Raw genomic sequence first — 15,243 nt, 5'->3', positions numbered from 1 at the left:
CTCCCTTTCCTTATAAAAATGGACGAAATAGTCCTTTTATTGTTTGTGATAAATTTTTATAGGCTGATGAGCCATGAAACTCAAGATCGAAATTAACTTCTTCAAGCCAATGGGAATCGAATGCTCCTGCTTCAACATACGGTTCAATATCGTTTCTGCCCGTGGGATTGAAATGGAATACATCTACTCCAATTTGATTCAAAAATAGTAATAAAACAGCGTCAGAACGAGTTAATTCTCCACTCTTCTCATTATTAAATATAACAATTTTCGGTACATCTTGTGAATAATCAAATTTCTCAAGCTGTTCTAAAATATTAGGTGGTATTTGAGAAAGTTGTGCGAAAACATACAGTGCTACATCTTGTTTCGTTTCTTTCGCAATTGGTTTGCATATTTCACTTTCGCACGTATGGATAATCGCCTCTGCAATCCCATGTTGTAAACCTTCCGGTAAACGCTTATGCGGCCACCAATGGCTATTCATAATTAGATCAGGATGTAATTTCCCAGCTCGGTCCAATGCATCTCGATAATGATATTGGAAATTTGCTTTTTGCTCTTTCGTAAATGGGAATGTATTAATTAATAAACTGTTATCAAATGATGTAACAACCTTTAATCGTTGAAAATATTCTTTATCATTCTTTGAAACGCCTGATATTTTCGCAAATAAAGAAGGAATATAAATATGTTTATTTTCAACAAAGAATGTTGGACGTACAAATGCCTTTTCTTTCGTAATTAAAAAGAGTTCATCATATGTCGTTTTTAACGTACGTGCTACAGGTGTATACGAACGAAATTGCCACGGTTTATATAATAGTGAATTATCGTGGTGAAGTACTTGTTCAATTTCTTTCGAAGCTTGATACGCTACTGTTGCAACACGCTCACGTCGACGATCAGGGAATGGTTCAAGCGAAATGCGACCCGGATGAGATACAACAAAAGTTCTTCCCTCTTCATCAATATTTTCAAATCCATCTTTTCCTTCGGGGTGATAATAAAGCACATCACAACCGAGCATAATAAGAAAATATAAGAAATATATACGGCTTTCCTGTGCATCACCATACCAAACGATACGCGGCATTTGTTTCTTATAATTAATCGTAGAGAACCACTTCGCTACGTAATTTTCGCTTAGTTTAATTATGTCGATTAAGAAACGACGGAAACCTTCTGTCTTTAACGACTGATTATGTTGTTTCTCATATAATTTCAATACTGAAATGAACGTCGCATGTATGTAATGCTGTAAATCAGGATTGTCTACTTTCGGTAAAAGTTGTTTCCCAGATAAATGTGCAACTAGCCTATTTACTGTCAGACCATTTGGTGCTTCTTGATGTAATCCGAACACTTCTTGAATATGACGAAGCTTTTCCGAATCAATCACTTTGTTTAAATTTTGTTCGTGTAAAACTTCGATTCCTTTCGCTTCACTATAATCAAACAGTTCATTAAAATATTCATCTACATCATTAGGAACGCCAAGGATTCGACATGCTATATAACTAAATTTCATTTCATTCTCTGTCAGCTCATATTGTGGGCGTTTTTCTAAAAGTGTTTCAAATTGCTTTAAATCTGATTCATCTTTTAATGCATATGGTTGAAGTGTAAAACGTGAAAACACAACAGTTCACCTCCAAAAACATTTACGTTTTTTCTAAATCTTTCTTCTATTATAAACTATTTTTGGTTATAAAAAATGGGCGCTCGTAAAACGAGCAAACCCATTTCAATTATTTATTGTCTTCTTTAGTAGCTGCAACTTCTTCTTTAGCTTGTCCAGAATTCTTCATGTAGTGAATTATAAATGTTGCTCCAAATGCTACAACTAAAATAATGAAGAACAGTGTATGACTAATATGAATATCAATTAGAGACAATAGCATCTTCGATGCGATAATTAAGATTAAAATATATGCTGTCGTTTCAAGCTCTGGAATACGCTCTAACAATTTTAAGAATACACCAGCGATACCACGCATCATTAAAATACCTAGCATTCCGCCTAATAATAAAATCCAAACTTCATTAGATACACCAAATGCAGCAAGTACGCTATCTACAGAGAACGCGATATCCATTAATTCAACCATCGCAACTGTTCCCCAGAAGACACCGAACATTCTAAAGAAAATACTGTTTTGATTCATACCGTGAGCTTCGTCTTCTTCACTTGCACCTTTACGCTTATCAATAAAGTATTTTACTGATAACCAAGCAAGGTAAAGTGCACCAAGAAGTTTTACCCACCATAATTTAATTAAGAACATTCCAATTCCAATCGCAATAAAGCGGAACACATAAGCTCCAATAAGTCCATAGAATAATGCTTTTTTACGTTTTTCTTCCGGAAGGTGTTTTACCATTACTGCTAACACAAGTGCGTTATCGGCAGATAACAAACCTTCAAGTACAACAAGTGTACCTATTAATCCCCAAGATACTGGATCTTGCAACACTTTAATCCACATGTCCAAGTCGAAAAACTGAGCATACGTATCAAGGATTCCTTGCAAAATACTCATCTTACCTTTATCCCCTATTCTTTGCTAGATTTATAGAAAGGTCAAAAAAAGGAAACGAATATCGTTTCCTTTCTATGCATCCAAGCCATACGCTCTTACAAGCGCACCTAAACCACCTTGGAATCCACTTCCTACTGCATTAAACTTCCACTGTCCATTATGACGGTATAATTCACAAAAGACAACTGCTGTTTCAATGGAGAAATCTTCCCCTAAATCAAAACGAAGAACTTCTTCATTCGTCTCTTCATTTGCTAAACGAACAAACGCATTTCCTACTTGTCCAAAGTTTTGACTACGGCCTTCTGCATCATAAATCGTAACTGTAATAGCAATTCTGTGCACATCTGCTGGAACTTTCTTTAAGTCCACAACAAGTTGCTCATCGTCACCTTCACCTTCACCTGTACGGTTATCTCCTGTATGTAAAACAGATCCACAAGGAGACTGTAAATTATTATAGAAGATAAAATCAGTTTCCTTCGTACATTTTCCGTTTGCATCTAATAAAAAGGCAGATGCATCTAAATCGAAATCTGATCCACCGTCATAAGATTTAATATCCCATCCAAGACCAATTACTGCTTTTGTTAAACCAGGGCTTGTCTTACCCAAATCAATTTTCTGTCCTTTTTGTAATTGAATAACCATCTATATTCACCTCTATATTTTTATCTTTAAAAATATATCCATCGGTAAACATACATTTCACCGATGGATATATAAATTAAATCTATTACTCTACGTCTAAACCAAAGTTATTACATAGAGACGCTAATCCACCTTGGAATCCACTTCCGATTGCATTGAATTTCCAGTCACCTGCATGACGGTATAATTCACCTACTACTACGGCTGTTTCAATAGAGAAATCTTCTCCTAAATCGTAACGAATTAATTCTGCATTCTTTTCTTCATCTAAAATACGTACGAAAGAGTTAGAAACTTGTCCGAAGTTTTGGCTACGACCTTCTCCATCATAGATTGTAATTGTGAAACAAATACGTTCGATATGTGCAGGTACATTTTTCAAATCTACTTTGATCGATTCGTCATCGCCTTCACCTTCGCCAGTTCGGTTATCTCCTAAATGCTCGACAGCACCATTCGCACCTTTTGGGTTATTATAGAAGACGAAATCCTCTGCACCTGAAACTTTACCGTTAGCGCCTACTAAGAAAATACTAACATCTAAATCGAAATCGTTTTGTCCGTCATAACGATTCGTATCCCAACCTAGTCCTACAAGAACTTTTGAAAGACCCGGATTCGTTTTTGTTAAGTCTACCTTTTGTCCTTTTTTCAATGAAATTGATGCCATATTCAATTCCTCCTCGGTTTATTTTATTGATAACGTGATACAATCTCACTTAAGTTTTTATCTTGTGTGCCTTCTCCAACAGCTGAAAACTTCCATTCACTTCCGTGACGATACATTTCACCTGCAATTAGAGTCGTTTTGCCAGCATAATTATCCGATAAATTATAGCGTGCTAATTCTTCACCAGTTTGCGGGTTTTGAATACGAATATATGCATTACGAATCATCCCGAAATCTTGACGACGATTTACACAGTCATAAATATTTACAACGAATACTAAACGATTAATACGGCTCGGAACTTTATGTAATTCTACGAAAATTGTTTCGTCATCACCAGCGCCTTCACCTGTTAAATTATCTCCTGAATGAATAATACTACCACAAGTAGAAAGTTTATTTCCGAAGTAAACTAAATCATTTTTGTTTAAAAAACGATCTCCTTCTAACATAACAACAGATGCATCACAATCTACATTTGGTTTACTTCCAAATAATGAAGACAGAAATCCACCTGATTGCCCAATTGGATCCCAGCCTAAGCCAACCTGTAGTTTTGCTACTTTTGGTTGTCCTTTCGTTAAATCGATCTTTTGACCTTTTTCTAAAATAATAGGCATGAAGTTTCTCCCTTTCTACAAAGCATTTTCCAAATCGGAAAATATTGTATTCTTCTCTTATATTGTAGCATTATTTACCTAGCGATAAAAAGGATAAATTCTCAGTTATATGAAAACATTCATATAATTTATTTATGATGATGTAAGAAGTGGTAAATAGCACCAATCATTCCTGCACAATTACCGTTTTGTGCAAGTTCAATCTCACAATTATTATAAATCTCTTGATTTAAGTATTTACTGACCTCTTCTTTTACTTCTTTTAAAAACTCATTTCCTCTATCGGTAATTCCTCCACCAATAATAATCTTTTCTGGATTGAAAATATAAGCAAGATTACTAATTCCGATTGCCAAATGTTTAAAGAAGATCCTAACTACTTGAGCAACTTCCCGATCTCCTTTATCATACAACTCGAAAATTAATCTCCCATTCCACTCACCTTTGCCTTTATATTTTCTGACAAGACGAATTAATCCTGAAATCGAGGCAACCTCTTCAAACGGTTTTCCTTCTATTAACATATTCCCCCATTCACCAGCACTAAATGAATGCCCTCGGTACAATTCTCCGTCTATAAAAATCGCTCCCCCAATCCCTGTTCCAAGGGTGAGCATAATAAAGTTCTCTTTCTCTCTTCCACTACCATTCCATTTTTCTCCAAACGCTGCACAATTCACATCATTGTCAATCGATACTGGAACTTTTAATATCTCTTGCAATCTATCAATAATAGGAATAGTACGATATCCCGGAATATGATCCGCACCTCCCGTCACAATTCCTTTATTAATATCAACAATCCCCGTGGTGCTAATACCAATTCCTGCAATAGTATGTTCATTCATTATTTTTTTTGATACATATATAAGTTTTTGAATAGTTTGTTCTCCGCCTAAATGAATTTCTGTTGCAACTGTTTTACGCTTTAATACTCTCCCTATTTCTGAAACAATGCCATACTTAATTTGCGTACCGCCAATATCAAACGCTATATACTCTTTCATCTACTGCTACTGCCACTGCCACTTCCTCTACCGTTCTGAATGTAAATTCTCCGCCTCTACTATTTGTAGGAAATCTACATTAACTCTTTTCTGCTTTGAGAAATACACCACCTTTTTCTATATATAGTTTTTTTTGCATAAAACTCTTTTTCCTAAGAAATATTACAAAGGGATGTATTTTAGATGGAATATTAATTTCTTAGGAGGAAAACCATGACGAAAATCTTCATTTTAGCATCAACACTCTCTTTATCTTTTTTTAGCGGTTTAAATATTGGTAATGCTGCAACTGAAAACTTCCGCCCATTAACAAACGCTATTGTACAAAATAGTGATCATTTTGCAGAAGGAAACTCAAAGGATAATAATAAACCTCCAGGAAATAACGGTTCTCAGAACGATAGTGGTTCTGGTGACAACGGTTCTGGCGGCAATGGTTCTGGTGGCAGTGGCTCTGGCGACAATGGTTCCGGCGGTAACGGCTCTGGCGGCAATGGTTCCGGCGGTAACGGTTCTGGTGGCAGTGGCTCTGGCGGCAATGGTTCCGGCGGTAACGGTTCTGGTGGCAATGGTTCTGGTGGCAATGGCTCTGGTGGCAATGGCTCTGGTGGCAATGGTTCTGGTGGCAATGGCTCTGGTGGCAATGGCTCTGGTGGCAATGGCTCTAAAGGCGGTAATCGTGTTAAAGACGATAGCAGTTCTCAAGGTGGTAATGGCTCTCAGGGCGGTAACCGTGTTAAAGGCGATAGCAGTGGAAACGGCTCTCAAGGTGGCAATGTAAAAGATAATGCGAAAAAACAAGGCGATAAGTTACCGAATACGGCAACACATTATCCTGCATCTATTTTAATGGGGCTTTCAACATTCCTAATTGGTATGTTACTATTTATTCGCCGTAAAAACGCAAAATAAAACACATCCTTCCATCTAAAAAATACATGAAATAAATTGTAAAAACTAAAAGGACTTTAGGTTGCATTTTATTATGCAGCCTAAAGTCCTTTTTATCACCTATCAGAAGGATTATTAATACGCTTTTCCCCAATACACCATTTGTTTAGCTTCTTTACCACAACAAATACATTCGTCAGCTAAATGCTCTTGCTCAAAAGGCATACAACGTGAAGATACTCCAACTTCTTCTTTTAGTTTCTCTTCACAAGCTAATTCTCCGCACCACATTGCCTTAATAAATCCTTGCTTTTCATCAGCTACTTGTTTCATCTCTTCAAAATTCGTCGCACTATACGTATTCTCATCGCGAAATACTTTTGCCTTATTAAATAAAGAGTCATGAATTTCCTCAAGTAGTGCTGGAATACGTTCTTCTAATTGATCCATTGATATAAATTCTTTTTCTTTCGTATCTCTTCTTACAAGTACAACTTGATTCTTTTCAATATCTTTAGGCCCAACTTCTAATCGAATTGGAATGCCCTTCATTTCATACTCATTAAATTTCCAGCCCGGTGTTTTATTACTAGCATCTATTTTCACGCGTGCAACTTTTTGAATATGTCCTTGTAACTCTGTTGCTTTCGCTAAAACTCCTTCTTTATGCTGAGCAATTGGTACGATAACAACTTGCACTGGAGCAACTTTTGGTGGCATTACAAGTCCATTATTATCGCTATGAACCATAATTAGCCCACCTATCATTCTTGTTGATACACCCCAAGATGTTTGGTGTACATATTGCCACTTACCGTTACGATCTAAAAATTTAATATCAAATGCTTCAGAGAAATTCGTTCCAAAGTTATGGGATGTTCCTGTTTGAAGTGCTTTCCCATCATGCATTAAGCTTTCAATTGTATAAGTTGCCTTTGCTCCAGCAAACTTCTCTTTTTCTGTTTTTTGTCCTTTAATAACTGGTATCGCTAAATAATCCTCACAGAAAGAAGCATATAAGTTTAAAATATTTAATGTTTCAGCCTGCGATTCTTCTGCTGTTTCATGGATTGTATGACCCTCTTGCCATAAAAATTCTGTCGTACGAAGGAATGGCCTAGTTGTCTTCTCCCAACGAACTACTGAACACCACTGGTTGTATAATTTTGGCAAATCATTATAGGATTGCACAATTTTTGAAAAATGCTCACAGAATAAAGTTTCAGATGTAGGACGTACACAAAGTCTTTCCGCTAACTTTTCATCTCCGCCATGCGTAACCCATGCTACTTCAGGAGCAAACCCTTCAACATGATCCTTCTCTTTTTGCAATAAACTCTCTGGGATAAACATTGGCATATATACATTTTCATGGCCAGTTTCTTTTAGCTTCTCATCCATCACCTTCTGCATATTCTCCCATAAGGCATAACCATATGGACGTAAAATCATGCACCCTTTTACACTTGAATAATCAACCAGTTCGGCTTTTTTTACAATATCGGTATACCACTGCGCAAAGTCCTCTTCCATCTTCGTAATGGCTTGCACTTGTTCTTTTGCCATAGTCAGTCTTCCTCCTTCTTCCAGAAAATACAAAAAAGCCCGCGTCCCTAAATAGGGACCGAGCTTTGCCGGCGTTACCACCCTGATTCATACACAAAAATTGTATATGCTCTCTTCTTGATAACGGGAAATTCCCGCTGCATATGCAGAACTCAAAGACAGGTTCCATATTGCCTTTTTAAGAATCTTTCAGCCTGGCGGATTCTCTCTCTGCTAAAAAGGTTGAACATGTACTAGTCCTTTTTCATCGTTATAATGAAATAAATTTGTTGATTATCATAATACAAATTCTTTTTTAAAACAATAGCTAATTTTCTTATTATTATATATTCTTTTCGTTTTTTACAGTTTTATATGTAGCTTTTTCGAGAGATTTTTACAAGTTGATGTGCAATCATACCAATAAGTGTACCTAGTAGAACGAAGAAACCAATAAATCCATATCCCATTCCTTCCCACCCACCAATAACCATCATGGTAACAGGAAATGATGCTAAGCAAAGAAGTATTACAATCAGTGCAAATATAATATCAAACTGTTTGTCTGGAAAACGTTTCTTTAGTAAATATGAAATAGCAAATACAAGGAGAATTGTGATGCCACCAATGATGTAAAATATACCGAATCCATCTAACCAGTCCATACTATTCCCTCCGTCCGTAGATTCCCTTATACTTATTATATGTTTAATTTTTCTGAAAATAAACAATAAATTTTATTCGAAAACATATTTTTATTACTAGGTATTAATAGTAATATATAAGAATAGGTTTTATATAATTAGGAGGATTACTTTATGGATAAAGCATTAACGAATCGTGTCATTATTTTATCATTCGACTGTTTATCAGCTTTAGATTTTCCTATACTACAAAAACTACCTCATTTCCAATCTCTAATAAAAAAGGGCACGGTTGTCGAAAAAGTAGAACCAATTTATCCTTCTGTAACATATCCAAGCCACTCAACAATCGTAACCGGTAATTATCCTAACAAGCACGGTGTTGTTAGTAATACGTTACTTCAACCAGGACGTGAATCACCTGATTGGCATTGGTACCGAAAATCGATAAAAGGAACAACATTGTATGATGAAGCGCGTAAAGCAAATTTAACGACAGCTGCCCTTCTATGGCCTGTTACTGGGAGAGCAAACATTGATTACAATTTACCAGAAATTTTCCCCAATAGACCGTGGCAAAATCAAGTGTTAGTTTCCTTATTTAGCGGTAGCCCACTATACCAATTAGATTTAAATCGTCGTTTCGGCCATATAAGAAATGGTTTATCACAACCAGAGCTGGATGATTTCGTCCTCGCCTCTGCTGTACACACCATTCAGACGAAAAAGCCTAATGTTATGTTCGTACATTTCACTGATTTAGACACGCAAAGACATTATCATGGCTTTGAATCTAACGAAACAATAGCTGCAATTCATAGACATGATGAGCGGCTAGGGAAAATTATTCAAACTTTAAAAGACAGTGATCTATACGAAGAAAGTACAATTATTGCCCTTGGTGATCATAGCGCTTTAAGTGAAAACAAATCCATCCAATTAAATGTGCTATTCCATCAAAGAGGACTTATATCTCTTAATAAAAAAGGCAAATTAGTAGACTGGAAAGCCTATTGCCAAAGTTGTGATGGCTCTGCCTATGTATATGTGAAAGACAAAAATGATACGGATACAATTCGAGAAGTACAACTACTCCTTGAAGAACTGCTGCAAAATAAACAGAATGGAATTGAATTTATACTTCATGATGAAGCTGCGAAAGACTGCGGTGCAGATGGTAATTGTTTATTTATGTTAGAAGCGCAAGAGGGGTATTATTTCACTGAAAACTATACAGGAGATTTTATAAAAGAAATTACTGAAAAAGATGTTACGCCTAGTAAAAAATATACATTTGGTACGCATGGATACTCTCCAACAAAACCTAACTATGAAACAATTTTTATCGCTGCTGGAAAAGGAATAAAAACCGGCGTTACCGTCCCGTATATGAGACTTATTGATGAAGGTCCAACTATCGCTAGACTACTCGGTTTACACTTAGGCGAAACAGACGGAGCAATTGTAGAGGATTTACTCCAATTGTAAAGAACTGTGTATATATGTAAAAGTTATGTAAAATTCATCACTGTTTCTCTTTTTATAATTTTTATTTTTGTACACTGTTAGTAAAACAAATTTAAGGGGGAACATTATATGAAAAAAATGTCCAGACAAGAAAAAAGCTGGATATTATACGATTGGGCGAACTCGGTATATTCGCTCGTCATTACAACTGCATTATTTCCAATTTACTTTAAAGCAGCTGCAAAAGAAGCTGGACTATCCGGGGCAACTTCAACAGCATATTGGGGATATGCAAACTCGTTCGCTACACTTTTAATTTCTATACTTGCTCCTATTCTCGGCACAGTTGCTGATTATAAAGGATTTAAAAAACGATTTTTCACATTCTTCTTTGGACTCGGTATCGTATTTACAAGTATGTTAGCAGTCGTTCCAACATCTCAGTGGTACTTATTATTAGGATGCTATATGCTCGCCTTAGTCGGTTTTGCTGGAGCAAACATTTTTTATGATGCATTTTTAGTAGATGTCACTTCTGAAGATAGAATGGATCGAATTTCTACGCGAGGTTTCGCATTAGGCTATATTGGGAGTACTATTCCTTTCATCGGTTGTATCGCTCTTATTATTCTTTCTCAAAAAGGAACTATCCCTTTATCTGTTGGTATTGCTAGTCAAATTTCATTTGCGATAACAGCTCTTTGGTGGGGGTTATTTACGATTCCAATGCTAAAAAACGTAGAGCAAAAGCACTATATTGAACGTCACCCTAGACCAATTACAATGAGCTTCAAACGCCTTGCTGCTACTTTTAAAAATATTAAAGAATATAAAACTGTATTCATGTTCCTAATCGCTTACTTTTTCTATATTGATGGGGTCGATACAATTATTACCATGTCCACCGCTTACGGAACAGATCTCGGTATCAGTGCAACGAATCTATTAATCATATTATTTGTAACACAAATTGTCGCTTGTCCATTTGCTTTATTATATGGAAAATTATCAGCAACATTTACAGGTAAAAAAATGCTATATGTCGGTATCATTATTTATATCATCATTTGCATATATGCTTATTTCTTAAAAACGACACTTGATTTTTGGATTTTAGCAATGTTAGTTGCTACATCTCAAGGTGGTATTCAAGCACTAAGTCGTTCATACTTTGCAAAACTAGTACCAAAAGAATCTGCTAATGAATTCTTCGGATTTTATAATATCTTTGGTAAGTTCGCCGCAATTATGGGCCCGGTATTAGTCGGTGTTACAACGCAATTAACAGGAAAAACAAACGCTGGTGTTCTTAGTATTATTGTTCTGTTTATTATCGGTGGATTCTTATTAACTAGAGTTCCAGAAAATAATACATCCGTTACACCAACTAGTCCAAAGACTAAAACACTATAAGAAAAGATCCTCTTCTCATGAGAAGAGGATCTTTTTTATTTTTAACGGTGCGCCTTATAATAAACGACTCTACTGCTTGTACAAAAATAATTTATCAACAGTTGTTCCTAATACTTCAGCTAAACGGAATGCTAACGCTAAGCTTGGATCATATTTATTATTCTCAATTGCATTTATCGTCTGTCTAGAAACCTTGCATTTATCAGCTAATGCGCCTTGTGAAATATTATTTTCAGTGCGTAATTCATAGATTTGATTTTTCACACCATTGCTCCTAACCTGTAAAATCGTTTTTACAACATCAGTATATAATTGGCTCATATAGTTGTCAAAAGTTCCTCAAAGAAAAAGGGAGCAATTTTGCTCCCTTAAAATAGTTATTTCGAAGCTAACGAATTTGTTAGTTTCTCTTTATTAACGACATCTTCTTTCTTTATTTGCATGCGTAGAACTGGCCCTATCGCTAATAAAACAAGTGCCATTGCTATACAAAACACAATAACTAGTGAAGTTAGTTCCTTTAATCCTCCAGCTAGTGAAGTTCCAATTAGCATTGCCCCCATAAACAGTGGTAAAATCGTCCCGTTTACTCTTCCAACCATATTTTCTGGTACAAGTTGAATCATAAGCGTACCGACAACGATATTAACACAAGCTAAACAAATACCTGTTCCAAATCTCATGAAACTAGTAATCCAAAATGATGTAGATAGCCCTTCTACTAAAAATGACATCGCTAATATGCTCATACCGAATACGAACATCTTTTTCGGATTCACTTTTGAAGCGAAAACTGCAGCAACAATACCACCGATTAACATACCTATTCCATCAGCTGCTGCTAAATATTGAACAGCTTCTTTTTCCATGCCTAAACGTTCAATTACAAGGAATACTTCTAATGGATTCGTTAATCCAACAGCTAAACCCATAATAGTAAAAGTGATCGTAATCATACGTAAATTTTTCGTGTGAAGAACGTATTTCCATCCTTCTTTTATATCATTTTTTAATGAATCTCTTGCCACTTTCTCTTTTTCAACCCATTTTGGTAAAAATGAAAGGGCGATAGCAGATAACAAAAATAAAATGATTAAGCTATATAGTGACGTAAATAAACCAAGTTGTGTATACACAAGCGATCCTACCACTGGCCCAAAAATTAGAAATAATGACTGTAATGTTTGGTTAAATGCAATCGCATTTGCTACCTCTTCTTCTTTTACATAGCGCTTAAATATACGCGAAGATGAGGGCTGAGAAAACTGACCTACAATCGCGGAAATGAGTGTTGCAAAAAATATAGCCTGCCAATAATCCAGCTTTAACAACAGGACAATTCCTATAATAGACAGTACACTCAACACATCTCCAGCGACCATTGTTCTTTTCGGATTCCAGCGATCTGCTAATGCACCACCAATGAACGAGAAAATAAAGATAGGTGCATACTCCATGACAGATAATAGAGACACTGAAACTGGATCATTATTTGTCCGCTCCATTATGAAATATAAAAGAGCCATATTTCTGATCCAAATTGCAAATTGTTGTAAAATATCAGATGCCATAACGAGCATAAATGCTCGGTTTTTAAATAAAGCTTTCACTTTCATTCCCCTTCCATAAACCGACCGTTCGGTCTAATTTGTTTTGTAAGAAAAGCAACTGACTTATTATTCAGCTGCCATTCCTTTTAACAATACATCTATTGCCTTTTTATAAATACGTTTCAGCTCTTTATAATCTAACTCGTAGTAAAGTACTCCAAGCCCTGATAATAATCCGTTCACAATATACATAAGATCACGAGTATTATCTTCACGGAACTCTCCAGACTGTATACCTGCTTCAATTAATTTCTCAAACATAACATATGATTCTCTAGTTAAAGCTAACAGTTCATCCAGAATCTCTTTACTTACAACTTGGCTCATAGAGAATTCCTCTATTGCATTTGAAATTGGTTGCTGTATGTCCTCTACATGATATTCCGCGAGACCATATAGTTTTTCAGTACTAGTACTATACAACTTCTCTTTTTCATTCCATTTTTCAACCCAATCATACGTATGCTGTTTCACTACAAATAAAAATAATTCTTCTTTACTTTTAAAGTGATAATAAATACTTCCTTTACTTCGCTCTGTAATTTCACAAATCTCTTCCATAGATGTAGCTGCGTAGCCCTTCTGTGAAAATAGACTTTCTGCTTTATATGCAATTTCTTTCTTTATCTCTTCTGCGCTTCTTCTCATATTCACACCTCTTTAAACCGACCGTTCAGTCTAATAATAACAAATCAAAAACCTCTATCGCAAGAGGCTATATTCCTTATTTAAGAAAATGTACTTTCAAACCAAGTTCGAATCATATGTATTGTTCCAAATTTAAATGTTAATTTAACAAGAAATACGCCTCCCGCAGCTAATAAAAATAACACTACTTTCCCCTTATTTTTCACTCTCGGTTCCCTTTTCATTTCCATTCCCCTTAGTATGTTAAAAATATTAATCAAACGTTTGTTTAACTGTGTTTATGCATATGTAAGCCAACTAATCAAACGTTTGTTTAAAAAGAAATACGCCTATATAAGGCGCATTTTCATCAATCACCACCACCGCAGCTTCCCCCGCTATCTCCCCCAAAAGACCCTCCACAATCATGTGAACCGCCATCATGCGAGCTATCATTATCAGATCCAGCAAAGAAAAATAATGGTGATGAGCTGTTAGATGAATTATGAATGTTATTTTGTTTTGTAAGATTTACCTTCTTTTTGTTCGATCGAACTGCTGTTACGATTATTCCAACTACAACAAATAATAGTATGACGATAATAAATTCCATATAAAAGCCTCCCTTATTCCTCGAATAATTGAATGGTTCTCTCTAGATTTTCAAGTGAAATGAAGCGCGATTCTCGAAGGATCTCTTTTCCATTATAAAATAATAAAATTGTCGGTCCTGTAAATACGGCATATCGCCCCGCAATCTCTTGCATGTCTTGTAGTAATATCTCTATTTTCTCTACGTAATCATAATTCTCTAATACGCAATTTACTTTTCTTAGCATAACATCACAAACACCACAATTTTCCGTTTTAATAAACAGAAGTACCAATTGTTGTTCTTCGATATAGGTCGCTATTTCTTCTATCGTTTTAAATGTAGTCATCTTATCCCTCTTAGCGTAATTTACGAAATACTTTGTCTTGATACATACGAAAAGCTGAACTATCTTTAATCTTTCTCTTTTCCATTACCTGCTGAAAACGTAACGTTTTTATTGTTAACTCTTCTCGTAATTTCTTTCTCTCTTCTTCATCATAACAGCAGGCAATTAGATCCTCTATTTTTAATATATCTTTTTGTAGTTCCATCTCTGGTGGAATCATTCCCGCATTTTTTAAAATTTTATAACTCATTCTAAGTTCTGGAGGTACCATTGAAAAATCTTCTAATTGTAGTGGTTTTCCTTTTCCCGGAAGATAATCAAGATCACCATTCCGTATTGCTTGGCGAATTTTTTCTTCAGCAATGTTCAAAAACACATCCACACTATTCCCTCCTTTACATATTTTTACTATTATTTTACATGATATTTCCTTATCTTTCTACGTCTTTAATAATTGGCTCCATACAATTTTTTCTCAAATTTATTTATAATGAGCTATTTCCTCCCATACCGACCTTTCGTTTTCATATATAGTTTGTATTCAAGCCTTTTTGTATTGAGAAAGTCTTTTTCAACTTAATAAAGCGTTTACACTAAATCTTACATTTGTTACG

General features: G+C 35.4%; 18 protein-coding genes and 1 other annotated feature. Of the genes, 3 read left to right on the top strand and 15 right to left on the bottom strand.

Annotation, left to right across the window (positions count from 1 at the left end):
- Positions 1-10 precede the first annotated feature (10 nt).
- The 6 genes from ASE54_RS14240 to ASE54_RS14215 all read right to left on the bottom strand — a co-directional run bounded on the left by ASE54_RS14240 (position 11) and on the right by ASE54_RS14215 (position 5,491).
- Positions 11-1,642 (bottom strand): YceG family protein, encoded by a 1,632-nt coding sequence (locus ASE54_RS14240; RefSeq protein ID WP_000492853.1) that lies wholly within the window; start codon positions 1,640-1,642, stop codon positions 11-13.
- Between the two features lie 109 nt (positions 1,643-1,751).
- Positions 1,752-2,543 carry a TerC family protein gene (locus tag ASE54_RS14235; RefSeq protein ID WP_000025702.1) on the bottom strand — a complete coding sequence of 264 codons (792 nt, stop codon included), beginning with the start codon at positions 2,541-2,543 and terminating at the stop codon, positions 1,752-1,754.
- Positions 2,544-2,615: 72 nt separating this feature from the next.
- A complete protein-coding gene (locus ASE54_RS14230; protein ID WP_000236653.1) occupies positions 2,616-3,194 on the bottom strand; it encodes a TerD family protein in 579 nt (192 codons plus the stop codon).
- A gap of 85 nt (positions 3,195-3,279) precedes the next feature.
- Positions 3,280-3,864 carry a TerD family protein gene (locus tag ASE54_RS14225; RefSeq protein WP_000146729.1) on the bottom strand — a complete coding sequence of 195 codons (585 nt, stop codon included), beginning with the start codon at positions 3,862-3,864 and terminating at the stop codon, positions 3,280-3,282.
- Between the two features lie 23 nt (positions 3,865-3,887).
- On the bottom strand, positions 3,888-4,484 hold the full coding sequence (locus tag ASE54_RS14220; protein WP_001121586.1) for a TerD family protein: 597 nt from the start codon (positions 4,482-4,484) through the stop codon (positions 3,888-3,890).
- Between the two features lie 128 nt (positions 4,485-4,612).
- Entirely contained in the window at positions 4,613-5,491 is an 879-nt protein-coding gene (locus ASE54_RS14215) for an ROK family protein (RefSeq protein WP_000666113.1), read from the bottom strand.
- A gap of 213 nt (positions 5,492-5,704) precedes the next feature.
- On the opposite strand from ASE54_RS14215, the gene ASE54_RS14210 reads away from it, so the two are divergent.
- Positions 5,705-6,403: an LPXTG cell wall anchor domain-containing protein gene (locus ASE54_RS14210; RefSeq protein ID WP_000161154.1), complete on the top strand. Its 699-nt coding sequence runs from the start codon at positions 5,705-5,707 to the stop codon at positions 6,401-6,403.
- Positions 6,404-6,517: 114 nt separating this feature from the next.
- Here the strand turns inward: ASE54_RS14210 and proS are convergent, their stop codons facing one another.
- Together proS and ASE54_RS14200 are read right to left on the bottom strand one after the other, a co-directional pair.
- Positions 6,518-7,948 carry a proline--tRNA ligase gene (gene proS, locus ASE54_RS14205; RefSeq protein ID WP_001040982.1) on the bottom strand — a complete coding sequence of 477 codons (1,431 nt, stop codon included), beginning with the start codon at positions 7,946-7,948 and terminating at the stop codon, positions 6,518-6,520.
- Between the two features lie 50 nt (positions 7,949-7,998).
- Positions 7,999-8,205 (bottom strand) — a binding site (T-box leader).
- Between the two features lie 93 nt (positions 8,206-8,298).
- On the bottom strand, positions 8,299-8,592 hold the full coding sequence (locus ASE54_RS14200; protein WP_000383859.1) for a YesK-like family protein: 294 nt from the start codon (positions 8,590-8,592) through the stop codon (positions 8,299-8,301).
- 153 nt (positions 8,593-8,745) lie between these two features.
- On the opposite strand from ASE54_RS14200, the gene ASE54_RS14195 reads away from it, so the two are divergent.
- Together ASE54_RS14195 and ASE54_RS14190 are read left to right on the top strand one after the other, a co-directional pair.
- On the top strand, positions 8,746-10,059 hold the full coding sequence (locus ASE54_RS14195; protein ID WP_000356443.1) for an ectonucleotide pyrophosphatase/phosphodiesterase: 1,314 nt from the start codon (positions 8,746-8,748) through the stop codon (positions 10,057-10,059).
- A gap of 108 nt (positions 10,060-10,167) precedes the next feature.
- Entirely contained in the window at positions 10,168-11,451 is a 1,284-nt protein-coding gene (locus ASE54_RS14190) for an MFS transporter (RefSeq protein ID WP_000738826.1), read from the top strand.
- 69 nt (positions 11,452-11,520) lie between these two features.
- Here ASE54_RS14190 and ASE54_RS14185 read toward each other — a convergent pair whose 3' ends face one another.
- The 7 genes from ASE54_RS14185 to ASE54_RS14155 form a co-directional block, all read right to left on the bottom strand.
- Complete coding sequence (locus ASE54_RS14185) at positions 11,521-11,772, bottom strand: helix-turn-helix transcriptional regulator (protein ID WP_002023181.1); 252 nt, start codon at positions 11,770-11,772, stop codon at positions 11,521-11,523.
- Between the two features lie 56 nt (positions 11,773-11,828).
- Entirely contained in the window at positions 11,829-13,061 is a 1,233-nt protein-coding gene (locus tag ASE54_RS14180) for an MFS transporter (RefSeq protein WP_000645357.1), read from the bottom strand.
- A gap of 66 nt (positions 13,062-13,127) precedes the next feature.
- Positions 13,128-13,709 (bottom strand): TetR/AcrR family transcriptional regulator, encoded by a 582-nt coding sequence (locus tag ASE54_RS14175; RefSeq protein ID WP_001254448.1) that lies wholly within the window; start codon positions 13,707-13,709, stop codon positions 13,128-13,130.
- Between the two features lie 80 nt (positions 13,710-13,789).
- Positions 13,790-13,933, bottom strand: coding sequence for a hypothetical protein (locus ASE54_RS14170; protein WP_000817987.1), 144 nt, complete (start codon positions 13,931-13,933; stop codon positions 13,790-13,792).
- Between the two features lie 125 nt (positions 13,934-14,058).
- Positions 14,059-14,301: a hypothetical protein gene (locus ASE54_RS14165; RefSeq protein WP_000394363.1), complete on the bottom strand. Its 243-nt coding sequence runs from the start codon at positions 14,299-14,301 to the stop codon at positions 14,059-14,061.
- Between the two features lie 13 nt (positions 14,302-14,314).
- Positions 14,315-14,629, bottom strand: coding sequence for a thioredoxin family protein (locus ASE54_RS14160; RefSeq protein WP_000206513.1), 315 nt, complete (start codon positions 14,627-14,629; stop codon positions 14,315-14,317).
- 10 nt (positions 14,630-14,639) lie between these two features.
- Positions 14,640-15,011 (bottom strand): DUF1992 domain-containing protein, encoded by a 372-nt coding sequence (locus ASE54_RS14155; RefSeq protein WP_000382370.1) that lies wholly within the window; start codon positions 15,009-15,011, stop codon positions 14,640-14,642.
- Positions 15,012-15,243: the final 232 nt, after the last annotated feature.

Origin of the sequence: Bacillus sp. Root131 (genome assembly GCF_001429475.1) — a bacterium.
In the GTDB taxonomy this organism is placed as follows: domain Bacteria; phylum Bacillota; class Bacilli; order Bacillales; family Bacillaceae_G; genus Bacillus_A; species Bacillus_A thuringiensis_S.
This window is presented reverse-complemented; position numbering and strand designations above follow the sequence as displayed.

Bases quoted from the DNA above. Each gene is read 5' to 3' on its own strand.
- ASE54_RS14235 (WP_000025702.1), bottom strand. From the start codon at position 2,543: ATGAGTATTTTGCAAGGAATCCTTGATACGTATGCTCAGTTTTTCGAC.
- ASE54_RS14230 (WP_000236653.1), bottom strand. From the start codon at position 3,194: ATGGTTATTCAATTACAAAAAGGACAGAAAATTGATTTGGGTAAGACA.
- ASE54_RS14225 (WP_000146729.1), bottom strand. From the start codon at position 3,864: ATGGCATCAATTTCATTGAAAAAAGGACAAAAGGTAGACTTAACAAAA.
- ASE54_RS14220 (WP_001121586.1), bottom strand. From the start codon at position 4,484: ATGCCTATTATTTTAGAAAAAGGTCAAAAGATCGATTTAACGAAAGGA.
- ASE54_RS14215 (WP_000666113.1), bottom strand. From the start codon at position 5,491: ATGAAAGAGTATATAGCGTTTGATATTGGCGGTACGCAAATTAAGTAT.
- ASE54_RS14210 (WP_000161154.1), top strand. From the start codon at position 5,705: ATGACGAAAATCTTCATTTTAGCATCAACACTCTCTTTATCTTTTTTT.
- proS (WP_001040982.1), bottom strand. From the start codon at position 7,948: ATGGCAAAAGAACAAGTGCAAGCCATTACGAAGATGGAAGAGGACTTT.
- ASE54_RS14200 (WP_000383859.1), bottom strand. From the start codon at position 8,592: ATGGACTGGTTAGATGGATTCGGTATATTTTACATCATTGGTGGCATC.
- ASE54_RS14195 (WP_000356443.1), top strand. From the start codon at position 8,746: ATGGATAAAGCATTAACGAATCGTGTCATTATTTTATCATTCGACTGT.
- ASE54_RS14190 (WP_000738826.1), top strand. From the start codon at position 10,168: ATGAAAAAAATGTCCAGACAAGAAAAAAGCTGGATATTATACGATTGG.
- ASE54_RS14185 (WP_002023181.1), bottom strand. From the start codon at position 11,772: ATGAGCCAATTATATACTGATGTTGTAAAAACGATTTTACAGGTTAGG.
- ASE54_RS14175 (WP_001254448.1), bottom strand. From the start codon at position 13,709: ATGAGAAGAAGCGCAGAAGAGATAAAGAAAGAAATTGCATATAAAGCA.
- ASE54_RS14170 (WP_000817987.1), bottom strand. From the start codon at position 13,933: ATGAAAAGGGAACCGAGAGTGAAAAATAAGGGGAAAGTAGTGTTATTT.
- ASE54_RS14165 (WP_000394363.1), bottom strand. From the start codon at position 14,301: ATGGAATTTATTATCGTCATACTATTATTTGTTGTAGTTGGAATAATC.
- ASE54_RS14160 (WP_000206513.1), bottom strand. From the start codon at position 14,629: ATGACTACATTTAAAACGATAGAAGAAATAGCGACCTATATCGAAGAA.